This window comes from Loktanella sp. F6476L, assembly GCF_023015725.1.
Taxonomy (GTDB): domain Bacteria; phylum Pseudomonadota; class Alphaproteobacteria; order Rhodobacterales; family Rhodobacteraceae; genus Yoonia.
Window position 1 is genome coordinate 35,654 of sequence record NZ_JALKAR010000003.1, and the last position, 16,108, is coordinate 51,761.

Consider the following 16,108-nt stretch of genomic DNA (forward strand, 5'->3'; position numbering starts at 1 on the left):
CAATGCATAGGTCGCGCCAGATCGGGCTGCACCGTAATTCAACGTAAACGCCATACCCTAGGTCGCGTCATCCATCCAAAGCCGCAGCCGTTGGCCCAAGTTTGGCACCGCTTCTTCGTGGGTCATAAAGGCATCAGGGGTCATCAACGCCCATCTTTGACCTTCGTCGCCAAACACGATCTTCCCCTCAGTCCCCGCAGGCATTTGCGCAACAAAAAACCAAATCTTTTGCGTCGCATCTTGTGACCACGGCAGGCATTTTTCCCAGATGATCGCGTCGTGCAGCAAGATCAGCCCGACTTCTTCTTTGACCTCTCGCGCAAGGGTTTCAAACGGGGTCTCATCCCCCTCGCGCCCGCCACCCGGAAAATCCCACAGGTTCGGGAAAGCGATGCCCGGATCATCATCCCGCAAGATCACTAACAGTTCATCGCCTATGAACAGGGCCACCTTTGCGCCGTTAAATTCATCTGTCATGCCCGCAGCGTCGCCCATTGTGACCCTGCCCTGCAAGACGTATCTTAGGTCCATGCCCGCCCTTTGCCGCGAATGTTTAACCCAATTTGAAGACGGCGCACGTTGCCCGTCGTGCAGGTCGCCGCGTCTCACCCGTCACGACGAATTGTGGGACCTCAGCATCGCCCACATGGATTGCGACGCGTTCTATGCCAGTGTCGAAAAGCGCGACAATCCTGAACTTGAAGACAAACCCGTCATCATCGGCGGCGGGCGGCGGGGCGTGGTTTCAACGGCCTGCTATGTGGCGCGGATCAAAGGCGTGAAATCCGCGATGCCGATGTTCCAAGCGCTTAAGCTGTGCCCAGAAGCGGTCGTCGTGAAACCGCGGTTCGACGCCTACACCGAAGCATCACGCGCGATCCGTGCCTTGATGGATGAACTGACGCCCGTGGTTGAACCTTTGTCATTGGACGAGGCATTCATGGACATGACCGGCACCGCGCGCCTACACGGTGCGCCGCCTGCCGTCATGCTAGCGCGACTGGTCAAGCGGATGAAAGACGAGGTCGGCCTGACCGGATCAATCGGTCTGTCCCACAACAAATTTCTCGCAAAAGTCGCGTCTGATCTGGAAAAACCACGGGGCTTTTCGATTATCGGCAAGGCGGAAACCACCGCCTTTTTGCGCCCGAAACCCGTCCGCCTGATCTGGGGCATTGGCCCCGTTGCACAGCAGTCGCTTGAAAAAGCGGGGATCAAAACCTTTGATGATTTGCTGCGCTGGGACCGCCGCGACCTGCATGACCGGTTTGGCGGAATGGGCGAACGGCTTTACGCGCTGGCCCGTGGCGAAGATGGTCGCCGGATTTCATCGCACACGCCCGTCAAAGGGCTATCGAACGAGACAACGTTCAACGAAGACACGGCAGACATCGACTTGCTGGACGGGCACCTGTGGCGCATGGCCGAAAAGGTATCCGCGCGCGCCAAAGCCAAGAACAAAGCAGGGCGCGTGGTGACGCTGAAACTGAAAACCTCGGACTTTAAGCTGGTGTCGAAACGGCAAAGCCTGCACCATTCGACCCAGATGGCCGATACCATTTACCGAACAGCACGTGGTCTGTTCGATCAGGTCAGCCATCGGGGACCGTTTCGGCTGCTGGGCGTCGGCATGTCGGAAATCGGATCAGACGGGGATGCGGATCGCGAAGGTGATCTGCTTGATCCAGATGCAGGCAAACGCGCGGATGCAGAACGGGCAGCCGACAAAATCCGCGAAAAATTTGGCGATGCCGCCATTATCAAAGGGCGTGCCTTGCGCTAACGATTGAAGGGGAAACACCCAATGCCAGACAAACACCATGCAGCGTGTCATTGCGGCGCGGTTCAGTTTGACGTCACACTGACGGACGGTCTGAACACGGCACGCCGCTGTTCATGCAGTTTTTGCCGCATGCGTGGGGCGGTGGCGGTCAGCGCCAACCTCGACGGGATCAGGTTTACCAAAGGTGCCGAAAACCTGACATTGTACCAATTCAACACAGGAACGGCGAAGCACTACTTCTGCTCCACATGCGGAATTTATACCCATCACCAACGGCGGTCGAATCCAAACGAATTTGGCGTCAACGTGGCCTGTCTTGACGGCGTCAGCCCCTTTGATTTCGACGAAGTGATCGTGAACGATGGCGTTAATCATCCCTCCGACAAAGGCACGGCAGCACCGGTTTGCGGCACATTGCGATTTGTGCAGCACCACGTCGACGACTGAGACAGGCTTGCCAGCACGCGCACAACGGCTTACCCTGCTACCAATGCGAAACACGAACCTGACAGGAGGACAACGCTGATGCCACGTATCACCCGCATGCTTCAGCATGGTCCCCGCGCTGCCCTGCAAGACATTTTGCAGGGCTGATCATCGGGTGAAATATCCCACGGTCTGCCCTATCCGCCCTTTCGGGGCCACGCGCCTATGCGCAACAGACCAGAGAATTTCATGAGCATTATTAATCTACGCAACCTTGGCGTCACCCTTGGCGAACCGCTGTTTACCGACCTCAACCTAACGCTTTCCAAAGGCGACCGATTGGGGCTTGTCGCGGCCAACGGCACTGGAAAATCAACCCTTCTGGCGTGCCTGACAGGCGAACTGGAACAAACCACCGGCGACATCACAACCGCACGCGGATGCCGAATCGCAGCCGTTGCGCAATATGTCCCCGACAACCGTTTGGATCAGTCACTTTACGATTTTGTGCTGTCCGCGCTCGCCCCCGAACAACAGGATTTCGAAGGCTGGCGCGTCGACGTTGTGCTCGATGATCTGAAAATCCCGTTCGATCTGCACCACTCCGCCTTACGTGAATTGTCTGGCGGATGGCAACGGACCGCAATGTTGGCAGCCGCGTGGGTGACTGAACCCGACGTGTTGTTGTTGGACGAACCGACGAACCACCTTGATCTGTCCCGCATCGGACTGCTGCAAAACTGGCTGTCCGGCCTTCCCCGCGATGTGCCCGTGATCATCACCAGCCACGACCGTGCATTTCTTGATGAAACGACAAACCGCACGCTATTTCTGCGCCGCGAGGTATCACGCGATTTCGCGCTCCCCTACACAAAGGCCCGCGATGCGTTGGACGAAGCCGACGCCGCCGACGAACGCCGTTTTACTAACGAGATGAAACAGGCCCAGCAGCTACGTAAACAGGCGGCTAAGCTCAAGAACGTTGGCATCAACTCCGGCTCTGATCTGCTGGTGAAAAAGACCAAGCAGCTAAACGAACGTGCCGAAAACATGGAAGCCGCGGCTAAACCTGCCTACAAAGAGCGCTCTGCCGGTGATATCAAATTGGGCAACAGCGGCACGCATGCGAAGGCCCTGATCACGCTCGATAATATCCAAGTTAAGACGCCCGATGGCCGCGATCTGTATATGACAGGTCAAAAATGGATCTCGCGCGGTGATCGCGTTGTTGTCCTGGGGCATAACGGTGTCGGCAAAACGCAATTGGTACGGATGGTGCAAGCAGCGTTAGGTGGTACCGAAAACGGGATCAAACACGCGCCCAGCGTCGTGACCGGCTATTCCGACCAGGCGTTATCGCAGCTCGATCTGACGCTAAGCCCTTTGCAGAATATCACCCATCGCTTTGATGTGGGCGATCAACGGGCGCGCAGGCAATTGGCCGGGGCTGGCATGACAATCGCGATGCAAGACGCCCCAGCAGCAAAGCTGTCAGGCGGACAAAAAGCGCGACTGGCGATGTTGGTGCTGCGCCTGACGCATCCGAATTTCTACCTGCTGGATGAACCGACGAACCACCTGGATATCGAAGGACAAGAAGCGTTGGAGGACGAACTGGTCGCGCACGGCGCATCCTGCCTCCTTGTTAGCCATGACCGCAGCTTCATTCGGGCGGTCGGCAATCGGTTCTGGCAGGTTGAACGGAACAAACTGGTCGAGGTCGACAGCCCCGAACCGTTCTTTCAAAGCGCGCTCGCCGACCACTAGGGCGTAACGACCTAAAGGCGGCGTTTCTGCGAAGTCCAATCGCCTGTCGCGCTCAAATCGCGCGGCAGGCGGGAATATGCTACGCACCACTGACGAATATTGGGTCAGATCACGCAAGGGTGAAGGCGAATTCCAGCCCATCGCCCCACTTCACATTCGAAATTCTGTAAAGTCGCCATATCTATAGATCGACCCGCCCAAAAAGGAGATCGTAATGCCCCCGCTTTTGATCACCCGACGCACATTGATTGCCGGCGCTGCCAGTGGACTCGCCATGCCTGCCCTTGCGCAAAACTTGTCCGCCACACGCACAATGCGCGGCGGTGCGAACAACTACCTGCCCAATGCGCCCCTTGTTGATAAAATAGGCGGCGGTGGTTTTTGGATGACCGGTACTGTGCGCCGTGCGGGGGATGGTGCGCCCTTAGCCAACCAACGCATTCAGGTCTGGGCCCATACGACCGAAGGTCATGAACGCGATCCGCAAAGCCATGGTGCGACACTTAGCGATGCAGATGGCGTGTTCCGCTTGGAAATGCCGCAGATCGTGCCCGCCTTCGGGCAGGCGCATGGGCATTTGGCCTACGACAGCGGTGAATTCGAGACAGTGTTCCTACGTCCTGTCATGGCAAAGCCGACGGATACCAGTCTCAACGTCGGTTTCGTTCTGACACCTGCCTAGACACTTATGACCCGCCCAATTGCCTTTTGGATCGGGCTGTTCTGCGCGGTCACGGTCCCCATTGCGGCGGCTGGGTTCAGTCCACTGCTGGCATGGCGTGACCCGATTTACATTGTCGCTGGGTTTGCGGGCATAACCGCGATGGTGGGGCTTTTGCTGCAAACGCTGCTCGCATCCCGCGCGCTGCCAACCATTCATCCGATGACGCAACGCAAATTGCACCGGATCATGGGGGGCGTATTGGTCGCGGCAATTATCGCGCATGTTGGGGGGCTTTGGATCTCCAGCCCGCCTGACGTCATTGATGCGTTGCTCTTTGCCTCGCCCACCTCGTTTTCACTATGGGGTGTCATCGCGATGTGGGGGATATTCGCGACCGCTGCGCTTGCTGTTTACCGGCGACGTCTTCGCCCGCGCACTTGGCGGCACATTCACAAAGCACTGGCGGTGATCATCGTGCTGACGACGGTACTGCATGCCTATTTGATCGACGGCACAATGGAAACCTTCACCAAAATCGGCCTCGGCTTAGTCCTGCTGTTCACCACGTACCGCGCGGTTTTCAAACAGGCCCGTTAATCCGCTTCGACAGTTTCACACGCATCTGCTACCGAAGATCAGGGACTGCGAAGGGCACATTTCATGCAAAAAAATACCATCATATCAATCTGCGAAATCGCGGGTTCCGTTCTTGCCATGGCCTATGCGCTGTTGATCGCATCCAATACCGGCAACGAAATCCTCGGGTTTTCGCTGTTGCTGATTTCTGCCCTGTTGTTCGCAGGCTGGGGCTTTCTCGACAAACGTTGGGCCTTCTTCGCGCTGCAGTTTTTTTATGCCGCGTCGGCCATCATCGGATTGATCCGCTGGGGCTGATTATTCGGCGGCCAATCTGCGTTCACTAGCGCCGATTGCCGCAACATCTGCGATGGCTCCATTCAGAGCGGTCACAAAATCGTCGTAACCTGCGTGCGGCGTCATCGTTTTTTCATCCATGTACAACGCGCGATCAATCTCGACTTGAAGCGCGTGTTGCCTGCGCGACGGCCGCCCGTAATGCTGCGTAATATAGGCCCCCGCAAACGGCATGTTACGAGCGACACGGAATCCGGACTGTGAAAACGCAGCTTCCACTTTTTCGACGATAGACCCGGCAGCGGCGGCACCAAACCGATCACCAAGCACGATATGCGGACGCGCAGCACCGGGCGGGCCCACATTTTCAAGCGCTTCGTGCGGCATGGAATGGCAATCGATCAGAATCGCTTCGTTAAAGGTATTCAAACTCTGATCCAGCAGGGTTTGCAGCTGGTCGTGATACGGTCGCCAATACTCGGTCAGGCGGCGATGCACCTCTGACAACGACAATTTTCCCCGATAAATCGCGCGACCATTGGCCACGACACGCGGAATCACCCCCAAACCCGACGCAACGCGCGGATTGTGTGACATACGGCGCACACCTTCGATCAACGCGGGATCCAGTTCTTCGGTCCCGCGGTTCAAATCTAGAAACGCACGGGGTCCACAGGCCGTCAGAAACGGTGCACCATGTTCCGGAACAGCGCTAAATAGTTGATCTACAAAGGCATCTTCAGATGAACGGACCTCTCGTTCGTTCAAAATTGTGCGCTTCAGGAACTCTTCGGGGTAGGCCCGACCGGAATGCGGGGACGCAAAAACAACGGACGTTGTCCGGCTTTTCGGCTGAAAAAGATGGTATGCCGTAGGGGCGTGGGGTGCTGTCATTCAGTTTCCTTTGATTTATAACTTAGTCCACGAAATGGTTTTTTCAAAAGCCCTTGATCCCCCTCGCGACTCCTTTTATAGCACCGGAACCCGACGCGGTTTTCCCGCGTCTCGTTTTGCGACGAGATGCTAGTAAACCACTGAGGTTATGGATGATTAGCTCAGCGGTAGAGCACTTCGTTGACATCGAAGGGGTCACTGGTTCGATCCCAGTATCGTCCACCATGAATTTCGGCCTTCACGGGCCATAACTGTAACCCAAGGCGCAATCCGCGCGCCGCGAAAAGAAAGAGGATTCTGCCATGAAGGTACGTAACTCCCTCCGCTCGCTGAAAAATCGTCATCGCGATTGCCGCATTGTGCGCCGTAAGGGCCGCGTTTACGTGATCAACAAGACGCAGCGTCGGTTTAAAGCACGTCAGGGTTAATCCTGCGTTAAACCGCTGTAATAGCATTCGAAAAGGGTCGCTTCATTTGAAGCGGCCCTTTTTGTTTGCGACCACAAGAATGATACTTTCATTCAACGCTTGCGTGCATTTCTGACAATATTGGCTCTCAAATATCCGGATTTCCTTACCTTTGTGCGCTAGGCACTGGCCAGATGACCTGCCCTAAGCCTAGGATCACGCATCACGACCAAAATAATGTAAGGATCCGTTCGATGAAGACATCCCATTTACCTTCGATTGCATTGGCAGCAGCGACATTGGCAGTCGCTTCCCCTGCATTCGCCCAAGATGTGTGCGGTCTCGGCGACGGGCAATGGATCGGCGGTAGCGAAGCATCATCGGACATGACAACAGCGTCTTCCCATCAGGAACAGATGGCGTTGGTGCTGGGCGGCAATGCCTACGTTTCACTCTTCACCCTGTCCGGCACCACTGATGTCCGGCTTGAAGCACAGGGGCGTGGCGCGGGCGATCCGTTACTTGAATTGCTCGACAGCACGGGCAGCATCATCTTGTCCGACGACGATAGCGGCGGCAATGGCGCGGCGCGCGCGGAAACACAGCTTGATGCGGGCACATATTGCGTCGCAGTAAAAAGCTACGATGGCGCGCCATTGACGGCCTTTGTCCGCGTTGGTCGGTCAGAACAAGAAGCACTGACCGCAGGGGCAGCCGTCGTGGTTCCTGATGCGGACACCGACACCGACACAGATACCAACGTCGCGACAGGCAGCTGCGCTGACGCGCGTCCTTTGGAAGGGTCACTGGCGGACGGGTTGTTCGGCACCGCATCGGTTGCCGAAAATGCCTACTGGAGCTTTAGCCTGTCGCAAGACACAGCCCTCACCATGACGGCTGAAAATGAAGAAGCCGATCCAACCATGACCCTGTTGGACGCCGACGGGAACTACATCAACGACAACGATGATTTCGATGGCTTGAATTCGCGGCTCGAATATATCGACGCTCTTGCTGCAGGTGATTACTGCATCGAAATCGGTGCCTTGGACAGCAACGATTTGCCAATCACAGTCGGGGTCATCGAATACGATCCGGTCGCAGCCCAGCTTGCGCTTTATGCAAGCGGCGATGTTGCACCTCCGCTTGACGGGTCCATCCCGTTTACCGCACTCGGCAGCTTGGACAATCGGTTGCGCCAAGACGTGTCCACAACTGGCGAAATGACGTGGTTTACCGTGGATATGCCAGAGGCTGGCTTGATGTTGATCGAAGCCGTGTCCGTTGGCAGCGAAGGCGATCCGTGGTTGGTGGCTTATGATGACCTTGGCCGCAAAGTTGGCCAGAACGACGATTACGGCGAAGGCTACGACAGCTTGATCGCCGCACGGGTCAATGCCGGCACATATCTGGTTGGCGTCCGCCAATTGGAAGAAGGCATGACAGGCGACGTGCGCATGGTCTTCGAACGCTACACCGCAGCGCGTTGATTTTTAGGCCTCACCCATCTTGGGTGGGGCTTTCAAAACCGACCACCTACCGCTGTCATCCGTGACCTCGCGCAGATCGGTCCACCCTAAACGCCGCAGTAATCCTGCGGCGTTTTGCGTTGTCGTGAAAAGTGGCGCATCAGCTTGCGCCATTGCCCAACGCACCAACGCGGTGCCAGCGCCCATTTGCCTTGCGGATGGCGTAACACACAGGCCGATCAGCCAAAAACCTTCGTCGCCAGACTGCGCACCAAATGATGTTTCAGATAGCGCGACAGTTCCGACAATTTGACCGTTCAACAAAGCCACGCCGCCGGACCGATGTTGACGCCTCTGAGCGATAGTCTGGGCCGCATCCCCTACACCGACCGCGCCGTAATACGCGGGCCATGTGGTCATCAGCAGATCGACCAATGCGTCGTCACAGCCTGCAACATCAGCAATATTGTCGACCTTTATCAATTCTGCCCAAGCGCTTGGAAACCGTCGGCCAGAAGACGAACGATCGTTTGTTCGTTGATAAATCCGGTGATATCCAAATCACGATCGTCTTGGAAATTGCGGATCGCACGACGTGTGTCTTCGTCCAAACCACCATCAACGGATCCCGGTTCTAAACCAAGCTGCGCCAGACGCGCCTCGATCAAACGCAGGGTGATGCCGTCCAAGCCCAATGCGTTTTCTGCTGCAATTGCGGCATCATCCGATGGCTCTGGCGCGTTCAACGCAGCAATTCGCGCTTCGGCTTCTGCAACAAAGGACCCGGCAGGGAAAAGTTGCAGGTAGGTCTGGTAGGCCGCTTGCGTATTGGTTTCGGTCGCGGTGTCCCAAGCGGCCTTATCTTCGGCGGCAGCGGCTTGGCGTTTTGCCGCTTCAATCTCACCAAGCTGTTCAGTCGCTTGCGCGGCAAATGACCCGTCAGGGAACCGTTCCAAATAGGCCCGCAGCCCCGGCTCATCGCCTTGCGCGCCCGTTTCAGCCCAAAACGCACGATCAAGCCGTTCCTTTTCGGCGCGCGCGCGTTCTGCTTCGGCCTCGAGTTCTGCCGCGCGGCGGGCCGCTTGCGCATCAAGCTGGTTAATCTGTTCGGTCGTCAGATAACTCGTCTGCGAGAACCCGTTTTGCTGCTGCCAATTCGTGACGGCAGACCGCGATCCGGGACCAAAAATACCGTCGATCCCACGCGGATCGAAGTTCAAGATTGTCAGGTCACGTTGGATATCACGTCGCGCATCGCGCGACAGCGACAACGCCTCTTCGGCCAGCCGCGCGGCGCGGTTTGGTTCTGTGTTAATCTCTAAGATCAGGGTATTAGCCTGTTCGACATAGGTCCCGTCAGGATAACGCGTCAGGTAATTGCGGTACGCATCTGCGGTATCCAGCGCCTGCGCGCCTTCCCACAACGCGGTTTCAGCCGCGCGTTCATCATCAGTCGGTTCCGGCGCGTCAGGCACAGCAACAGGGGTCACATCAGCCGCGACCAGCACCAACGACGCAGGCGTGTAACCTTGCACAGACAACCGATTGTTCCCACGCACCAGCGCCATCACATCCGCACCCGGTTCGGCCATTTCTTGCAACAGATCGGACGCGGCCCCCGTGGTTCCCGTCACCACCGTCACCCCATTTGGCACCCTCAATGCCCCGATCCCGTCGCGCATATATGGACCGTAGCGATCATTCGCAGACTGATCCGCGCCCAATACCAGCACCGCCTGCCCCGGTGTGGCGGCCAGAACATGCAGGACGCTTTCCACAGAGACAGCACCCGCGAGGTTAAACAAAACCGGATCGCTTGCATCAACGGGCAGCAACCAGCTGCGATCACCATCGGTGACAAAGGCACCCGACATCCCGACGACCAGCCTGTCAGCGCCATCAATCCCCGACACAAATCCCGTCGACCGTCGGGTCATATCGCGACCGACGCCGTTGACCTGCGTCTGCACATTGAACCCTACAGCCTGCAACGCGTCCGCCGCATCGGCGACATCCGCAGCACCACTGACCCGATCAAGGGTCGCGTATCGATCCACCCCCAGCAAAAGCGCCTGATCGTCAGCGAGCGTCGTGCTACCCCAAAGGGCAATGGCAGTAGTCAGGATAATCCGGCGCATCAGGGCACCTCCGTTTTGTTATGTGTCGTAGGTTCTACGATCTTCGATAACGACCCCGTCGCGCGGGATCGTGTTGTCAGCAACAACCGCGACGTCACCGTTTAGTTTCAAAATAGCAGGTAGGCTGGCAGCGATTGCTGCGGCGTCAAGGTTATCACCTTCGCATTGCACGGACATGACATCCGTCTCGCCTGCACGATCCGCAATCACCCGCGCACGGGTCATACCGTCATGCTTTGCGACTAAGGCCGCGACCTGTTCGGGGCGCACAAACATACCTTTGATCTTGGTGGTTTGGTCGGCGCGACCCATCCAACCTTTGATCCGCATATTGGTACGACCACAGGGGCTTTGCCCCGCCATCACAGCAGACAAATCGCCCGTTGCAAAACGGATCAGCGGATAATCGGGGTTCAGGGACGTGACGACGACTTCGCCGACCTCGCCTTCCGCTACCGGATCGCCCGTACCGGGGGTAACGATTTCGACGATCACGCCTTCGTCGACGATCATGCCTTCGCCAACGGTGGTTTCATAGGCGATGTGGCCCAGATCAGCGGTCGCGTAGCATTGCAAACAGGTGATGCCACGGTCGGCGTAGAAATCGCGCAACGACGGGAACAATGCACCGCCAGACACGGCGGCCTTCGTGATTTTCAACGGCAGACCCATCTCGTCTGCTTTTTCGAGGATAATCTTCAGATAGTCCGGCGTACCAGCGTAGGCGGTACAGCCAATATCGTGGGCCGCCTGCGCTTGCAATTCTGTCTGGCCAGTCCCCGCAGGCAGCACAACAGCCCCTACAGCCCTCGCGCCGTTTTCAAACATCGTGCCAGCAGGGGTCAGGTGATAGCTAAAACAGTTCTGAATAATATCGTCGGCATCGATCCCGCAGGCAGCCAAAAAACGCCCAAAACGCCACCAATCATGCGCAGACCCGCCCGGTTCATAGATCGGACCGGGGGATTGAAAAACATGGCTCAGGTTCGTGGCGATCATGCCGCCAAACGGCGGCTGTTCTTTTTGACGGGCACTCAGATCAGATTTGCGCAGCACAGGCAGTTTGGCCAAATCCGCCAGCGACGTGACCTGATCCATGCCACCAACACGCGCAATCTGTGCGTTCAACGCAGCGGTTTGATCCGCTTCACGGGCATCAGCGCTACGTGTTTCAAGGTCGTCAAAATGAGTCATCTTCTCTCCTGTCCTGCCGCCCAGTCTTTTGTTCACTCTGGCGGTCAGCACAGTCAAAGACTAGGGCATCATGGTATTGTTATACGATATCGGTTGAAAATTAGGCGAGCCAACGCTTACGACGGCGGTAGCTGCGTACGTCACGGAATGATTTGCGGCCATCATCGGACATGCCCAGATAGAATTCCTTCACATCGGGGTTTTCGCGCAACTCAGCAGCGGGGCCTTCCATCACGACACGTCCGCTTTCCAGAATATACCCGTGATGGGCAAAACGTAGGGCAACGTTGGTGTTCTGTTCGGCCAGCAGGAAGGACACGCCTTCCTTTTCGTTCAGGTTCTTCACGATGGTAAAGATTTCTTCGACCAACTGCGGGGCAAGACCCATGGATGGCTCATCCAGCAGGATCGTTTCAGGGCGCGACATCAGGGCGCGACCAATCGCACACATCTGTTGTTCACCGCCCGATGTGTAGCCCGCCTGCGATTTGCGGCGCTCGCGCAGCCGCGGAAAATAATCATACACCATCTCAAGATCGGCGCTCACAGCACCGGTCCCGTCACCACGCGTATAGGCGCCAGTCATCAGGTTTTCTTCGATGGTCAGGTGTTCAAAACAATGGCGGCCTTCCATGACTTGGATCACGCCGCGTTTCACCAGATCAGACGGCGACAGGTCTTGAACCCGATCCCCGCGATAGTTGATCGACCCTTTTGTCACCTCGCCGCGTTCGGAATGCAGCAGGTTCGAAATCGCCTTCAGCGTTGTCGTCTTGCCAGCGCCGTTGCCGCCTAAAAGCGCGGTGATCCCACCTTTCGGAACGGACAGCGACACGCCCTTGAGCACAAGGATCACGTGATTATAGATCACTTCGATGTTGTTGACCTCAAGCAACGTCTCGGTCTGCGCGGTGTCATCTAGCATGGAGCAACTTTCATATTGTCTTGCCAAAAATTCGTGGAAATCGGGCGACCCAATCGGGCCGCCCGACATGTTTTAGAGACAACCAGCCTCGATGTTGTTTTCAGCGGCAAATGCAGCTGAATCCTGAGCCACCAGTGGCGCGATCACGGAATCATCAGGTGCGATGAAATCGGTCAGCGGATCGAATGTGCCGGTCGACGCATTCCACTGCTGCACGATGCCAAGGCCCGACCCACCGTGGTCCTGACACGACACGGCAAATTCCGGCCCGATGCCTTCCATGCCCAGTTCGGCCATGCGGGCCGCTGTGATATCCAGCGCTTCCATCCCGTCGCGGACCATTGCGGCGCTCACGTCAGCCACACCGTGAATTTCCTGCGCTGTGGCAATCGCCTCAGATGCCAGCATCGCGGCGTACATCCCGCGTACATACAGCACAGAACCCACGTTGGATCCGTCACCGGCAGCATTGCCCGCATCGACTACCATCGCGCGGATTTCATCCAGAACAGGATAGTTGCGGATCGGGTTCATGTTCAGTGATTTGTAACCATTGGCCGCATCACCTGCAGGACCCACGTCATGTTCCGCACCAGCCCACCAGTTGCCGATAAAGTTTTCCATCGGGAACCCGATGTTCGCAGCTTCCTGCACGGCGACTTGGTTCATCACGCCCCAGCCCCACATCAGGACATAATCAGGACGTTCGCGGCGGATTTGCAGCCACTGCGATTTCTGCTCCTGACCGGGGTGATCAACGGCAATCTGCGTCAAATCAAACCCGTGCATCGCTGACAACTCTTCCAGCGTGCGGATCGGTTCCTTACCGTAAGCAGAGTTGTGGTAAACCAGCGCGATGGACTTGCCATCCAGCGATCCACCGTTTTCACCTAGCAGATAGTTCACGGCAACCGACGCCGCGTCCCAGTAGTTCGCAGGATAGTTGAACACCCAGTTGAACACCTCACCATTCGCAGCCGACGTACGCCCATAACCCATCGTGTGGATCGGGATACCATCCGCCGTTGCTTTCGGGATCAGCTGGTAGGTGATGCCGGTGGACAGCGGTTGATAGATCAGCGCGCCTTCACCTTTGGTGCTCTCGTAACACTCCACACCCTTTTCGGTGTTATAGCCTGTTTCGCATTCAATGATGCGGACAGGCTCGCCGCCGATCCCGCCATCGCGTGCGTTCAGCAGGTTGAAATAGTCCTGATAGCCGTCCGAAAACGGTGTGCCGCCAGCCGCGTAAGGGCCGGTGCGATAGCTCAGGTCGGGGATCACAAGATCGGCCAGCGCCGGTCCTGCTGCCATCGTACCCGCAAGGGCCATGGCTGCTAATGCCTTAAGTGTCATCGGAAATTTCCTCCCATTGGTTATACCGATTATGTGGGTGCCGGTGTGTCCGGCGTCCGGGCGGGTTGGTCCCCGCCTCGGGTCAATATGGAAACGGCCAGAGCCGTAATTTCTCTTTTGCCAGCCGCCAAAGTTGGGCCAACCCATGCGGTTCCTTGATCAAAAAGAACATGATCAAACCGCCCACGATCACAAGCTGCAAATGCGCCACCAGATCAGTGGGCCAACCCAGAACATCCACGCCCAACACCTTAAGGGCGACGGGTAACAGCACAAGGAACGCGGCCCCCGCGAAACTACCAAAAATCGAGCCAAGCCCGCCGATGATGATCATGAACAAGACGAGGAACGATTTCTGGATGCCAAATGCTTCACCCACTTCGACCGCGCCCAGATAGACCGCAAAGAATAGCGCGCCCGAGATGCCGATGAAAAACGACGACACAGCAAAGGCGGTCAGTTTCGCCTTCAGCGGGTTCACCCCGATGATCTCTGCGGCGATGTCCATATCACGGATCGCCATCCATGACCGGCCCAATGTGCCCCGGGTCAGGTTGCGGGCGATGATCGCACAGACGGTCACAAACACGAGACAGATCATATATTGGGACATTGCCGTTGAATTCGGGCCCGTGACGGCCTGTCCGAACACGAACCGTTCGGGCGCGTTGATCTGGCCAGAGGCGGAATAGTTGTAGAACCACGCCACTTTGTTGAACAGCCAAACGAGGAAAAACTGGGCGGCCAACGTCGCCACCGCCAGATAAAACCCCTTGATCCGTAGGCTTGGCAGACCAAACGCTGCACCAACAGCCGCCGTGATCCCGCCAGCAATCACGATATGAAATACGATATTCACATCAGGAAAGGCGGTCATCAACTTGTAACAGGCGTAAGCCCCCACAGCCATGAAACCACCCGTACCCAGCGATACCTGACCGCAATATCCGGTTAGAATATTCAGGCCAATCGCAGCAATCGTATAGATCAGGAACGGCACCAAAAGCGACGACGCCCAATAGTCATTGACCACAAACGGGATGACCAAAAACGCAACGGCCAACACAGCCCAGTAACGATAACGGTCAAATCTAATTGGGAACGTCTGGCTATCCTCAGGATAGGACGTCGAAAAATCACCGGCCTCACGATACAGCATGACAGCCTCCTTTATTGCGCCCTAACAACTCAATTTGCGGGTCAGTCACATCAAACACGTTCAATGATTTTCTCCCCGAATAGGCCCTGTGGTCGGAACACCAAGAAGATTAACGCCAGCACATAGGCGAACCAGTTTTCAGTCGCACCACCCACCATCGGGCCAATCATATATTCAAACAGTTTTTCACCCACGCCGATGATCAAACCGCCAACAATGGCACCGGGGATCGACGTAAAGCCGCCCAACATCAGTACCGGCAACGCCTTCAGCGCAATCAACGACAGCGAAAACTGCACACCCGATTTCGCGCCCCACATGACCCCCGCGACCAAGGCCACAAGCCCTGCCAAAGACCACACGAGCACCCAGATGAAGTTCAGCGAAATCCCAACGCTCAACGCGGCTTGGTGGTCATCCGCCACAGCACGCATGGCGCGGCCTTGTTTGGTATATTGGGCAAACCCAATCAACGCCGCGACCAAGATGATCGCGACAACCGTGGCAACCATATCCAGCTTGTCGATAAAGAAGCCGTAAAAATCGTCTCCGCCAAGGCTGGCGGTGAAATCTTCGACCACACGCGATCCACCCTGCGGCAGGCCCAAGGCGATCGTCTTGATCTCAGATCCCCACATCAGATCGCCCACACCTTCAAGGAAATAGGCAAGCCCGATGGTGGCCATAAACAGAATGATTGGTTCTTGGCCCACAAGGTGGCGAAACACGAACTGCTGCACGATCCACGCAAACAATATCATCACCAATAAGGTCACGAAAATCGCCAGTAGCGCGGGCACCTCCCAGCCGAAATGATGAATTTCAGTCCCAAAGATCGCGTTGATCATATGGGCAAAGGGCACCTGCCCTTCCATGACACCAACAAGGGTCAGCGCCGCGAACAGCGCCATCACACCTTGGGCGTAATTGAAAATGCCGGACGCCTTGAAGATCAAAACAAAGCCTAGGGCGACAAGGGCATACAGAACCCCCGCCATCAGGCCATTGATGACCACTTCAATCCCGTACAGAAAATCAGCTGACATGGGTTAT

At 56.7% G+C, this 16,108-nt stretch carries 17 protein-coding genes and 1 tRNA gene; 9 read left to right on the forward strand and 9 right to left on the reverse strand.

Annotation, left to right across the window (positions count from 1 at the left end; genetic code table 11):
- Positions 1–57: 57 nt before the first annotated feature.
- Positions 58–531: an NUDIX hydrolase gene (locus MWU61_RS08000; RefSeq protein WP_247127785.1), complete on the reverse strand. Its 474-nt coding sequence runs from the start codon at positions 529–531 to the stop codon at positions 58–60.
- Here MWU61_RS08000 and MWU61_RS08005 point away from each other — a divergent pair.
- The 6 genes from MWU61_RS08005 (at position 530) to MWU61_RS08030 (ending at position 5,534) form a co-directional block, all read left to right on the forward strand.
- Positions 530–1,783: a DNA polymerase IV gene (locus MWU61_RS08005; protein WP_247127787.1), complete on the forward strand. Its 1,254-nt coding sequence runs from the start codon at positions 530–532 to the stop codon at positions 1,781–1,783. The genes MWU61_RS08000 and MWU61_RS08005 overlap by 2 nt on opposite strands.
- A gap of 21 nt (positions 1,784–1,804) precedes the next feature.
- A complete protein-coding gene (locus MWU61_RS08010) occupies positions 1,805–2,230 on the forward strand; it encodes a GFA family protein (RefSeq protein WP_247127788.1) in 426 nt (141 codons plus the stop codon).
- A 228-nt stretch (positions 2,231–2,458) separates the two neighbouring features.
- Complete coding sequence (locus tag MWU61_RS08015; protein ID WP_247127789.1) at positions 2,459–3,976, forward strand: ABC-F family ATP-binding cassette domain-containing protein; 1,518 nt, start codon at positions 2,459–2,461, stop codon at positions 3,974–3,976.
- Between the two features lie 214 nt (positions 3,977–4,190).
- A complete protein-coding gene (locus tag MWU61_RS08020) occupies positions 4,191–4,658 on the forward strand; it encodes a twin-arginine translocation pathway signal (RefSeq protein WP_247127790.1) in 468 nt (155 codons plus the stop codon).
- A gap of 6 nt (positions 4,659–4,664) precedes the next feature.
- On the forward strand, positions 4,665–5,237 hold the full coding sequence (locus MWU61_RS08025; RefSeq protein WP_247127791.1) for a ferric reductase-like transmembrane domain-containing protein: 573 nt from the start codon (positions 4,665–4,667) through the stop codon (positions 5,235–5,237).
- 63 nt (positions 5,238–5,300) lie between these two features.
- Positions 5,301–5,534 (forward strand): hypothetical protein, encoded by a 234-nt coding sequence (locus MWU61_RS08030; RefSeq protein ID WP_247127792.1) that lies wholly within the window; start codon positions 5,301–5,303, stop codon positions 5,532–5,534.
- On the opposite strand, the gene MWU61_RS08035 is transcribed toward MWU61_RS08030, so the two are convergent.
- On the reverse strand, positions 5,535–6,407 hold the full coding sequence (locus MWU61_RS08035; protein ID WP_247127793.1) for an N-formylglutamate amidohydrolase: 873 nt from the start codon (positions 6,405–6,407) through the stop codon (positions 5,535–5,537).
- A gap of 150 nt (positions 6,408–6,557) precedes the next feature.
- Here MWU61_RS08035 and MWU61_RS08040 point away from each other — a divergent pair.
- The 3 genes from MWU61_RS08040 (at position 6,558) to MWU61_RS08050 (ending at position 8,304) form a co-directional block, all read left to right on the forward strand.
- Positions 6,558–6,632 (forward strand) — tRNA-Val (locus MWU61_RS08040).
- Between the two features lie 77 nt (positions 6,633–6,709).
- Complete coding sequence (gene ykgO / locus MWU61_RS08045) at positions 6,710–6,835, forward strand: type B 50S ribosomal protein L36 (protein ID WP_039685556.1); 126 nt, start codon at positions 6,710–6,712, stop codon at positions 6,833–6,835.
- A 233-nt stretch (positions 6,836–7,068) separates the two neighbouring features.
- Complete coding sequence (locus MWU61_RS08050; protein WP_247127794.1) at positions 7,069–8,304, forward strand: PPC domain-containing protein; 1,236 nt, start codon at positions 7,069–7,071, stop codon at positions 8,302–8,304.
- Between the two features lie 3 nt (positions 8,305–8,307).
- Here MWU61_RS08050 and MWU61_RS08055 read toward each other — a convergent pair whose 3' ends face one another.
- The 7 genes from MWU61_RS08055 to MWU61_RS08085 all read right to left on the reverse strand — a co-directional run bounded on the left by MWU61_RS08055 (position 8,308) and on the right by MWU61_RS08085 (position 16,101).
- A complete protein-coding gene (locus tag MWU61_RS08055; protein WP_247127796.1) occupies positions 8,308–8,766 on the reverse strand; it encodes a GNAT family N-acetyltransferase in 459 nt (152 codons plus the stop codon).
- A complete protein-coding gene (locus MWU61_RS08060) occupies positions 8,763–10,421 on the reverse strand; it encodes a peptidoglycan-binding domain-containing protein (protein ID WP_247127797.1) in 1,659 nt (552 codons plus the stop codon). The genes MWU61_RS08055 and MWU61_RS08060 overlap by 4 nt, the downstream gene beginning before the upstream one ends.
- A gap of 18 nt (positions 10,422–10,439) precedes the next feature.
- A complete protein-coding gene (locus MWU61_RS08065) occupies positions 10,440–11,615 on the reverse strand; it encodes an AMP-binding protein (RefSeq protein ID WP_247127798.1) in 1,176 nt (391 codons plus the stop codon).
- 100 nt (positions 11,616–11,715) lie between these two features.
- Positions 11,716–12,540, reverse strand: coding sequence for an ABC transporter ATP-binding protein (locus MWU61_RS08070; RefSeq protein WP_247127799.1), 825 nt, complete (start codon positions 12,538–12,540; stop codon positions 11,716–11,718).
- A 72-nt stretch (positions 12,541–12,612) separates the two neighbouring features.
- Positions 12,613–13,896: an ABC transporter substrate-binding protein gene (locus MWU61_RS08075; RefSeq protein ID WP_247127800.1), complete on the reverse strand. Its 1,284-nt coding sequence runs from the start codon at positions 13,894–13,896 to the stop codon at positions 12,613–12,615.
- Between the two features lie 82 nt (positions 13,897–13,978).
- The gene (locus MWU61_RS08080) at positions 13,979–15,055 is read right to left on the reverse strand and encodes a branched-chain amino acid ABC transporter permease (protein WP_247127801.1); all 1,077 of its coding nucleotides are present in this window, start codon (positions 15,053–15,055) and stop codon (positions 13,979–13,981) included.
- A gap of 50 nt (positions 15,056–15,105) precedes the next feature.
- A complete protein-coding gene (locus tag MWU61_RS08085; protein WP_247127802.1) occupies positions 15,106–16,101 on the reverse strand; it encodes a branched-chain amino acid ABC transporter permease in 996 nt (331 codons plus the stop codon).
- Positions 16,102–16,108: the final 7 nt, after the last annotated feature.

Coding starts and splice junctions, on each gene's coding strand:
- MWU61_RS08085 (WP_247127802.1), bottom strand. CDS start 16,101: ATGTCAGCTGATTTTCTGTACGGGATTGAAGTGGTCATCAATGGCCTG.
- MWU61_RS08050 (WP_247127794.1), top strand. CDS start 7,069: ATGAAGACATCCCATTTACCTTCGATTGCATTGGCAGCAGCGACATTG.
- ykgO (WP_039685556.1), top strand. CDS start 6,710: ATGAAGGTACGTAACTCCCTCCGCTCGCTGAAAAATCGTCATCGCGAT.
- MWU61_RS08035 (WP_247127793.1), bottom strand. CDS start 6,407: ATGACAGCACCCCACGCCCCTACGGCATACCATCTTTTTCAGCCGAAA.
- MWU61_RS08005 (WP_247127787.1), top strand. CDS start 530: ATGCCCGCCCTTTGCCGCGAATGTTTAACCCAATTTGAAGACGGCGCA.
- MWU61_RS08015 (WP_247127789.1), top strand. CDS start 2,459: ATGAGCATTATTAATCTACGCAACCTTGGCGTCACCCTTGGCGAACCG.
- MWU61_RS08060 (WP_247127797.1), bottom strand. CDS start 10,421: ATGCGCCGGATTATCCTGACTACTGCCATTGCCCTTTGGGGTAGCACG.
- MWU61_RS08030 (WP_247127792.1), top strand. CDS start 5,301: ATGCAAAAAAATACCATCATATCAATCTGCGAAATCGCGGGTTCCGTT.
- MWU61_RS08070 (WP_247127799.1), bottom strand. CDS start 12,540: ATGCTAGATGACACCGCGCAGACCGAGACGTTGCTTGAGGTCAACAAC.
- MWU61_RS08075 (WP_247127800.1), bottom strand. CDS start 13,896: ATGACACTTAAGGCATTAGCAGCCATGGCCCTTGCGGGTACGATGGCA.
- MWU61_RS08000 (WP_247127785.1), bottom strand. CDS start 531: ATGGACCTAAGATACGTCTTGCAGGGCAGGGTCACAATGGGCGACGCT.
- MWU61_RS08010 (WP_247127788.1), top strand. CDS start 1,805: ATGCCAGACAAACACCATGCAGCGTGTCATTGCGGCGCGGTTCAGTTT.
- MWU61_RS08065 (WP_247127798.1), bottom strand. CDS start 11,615: ATGACTCATTTTGACGACCTTGAAACACGTAGCGCTGATGCCCGTGAA.
- MWU61_RS08025 (WP_247127791.1), top strand. CDS start 4,665: ATGACCCGCCCAATTGCCTTTTGGATCGGGCTGTTCTGCGCGGTCACG.
- MWU61_RS08080 (WP_247127801.1), bottom strand. CDS start 15,055: ATGCTGTATCGTGAGGCCGGTGATTTTTCGACGTCCTATCCTGAGGAT.
- MWU61_RS08020 (WP_247127790.1), top strand. CDS start 4,191: ATGCCCCCGCTTTTGATCACCCGACGCACATTGATTGCCGGCGCTGCC.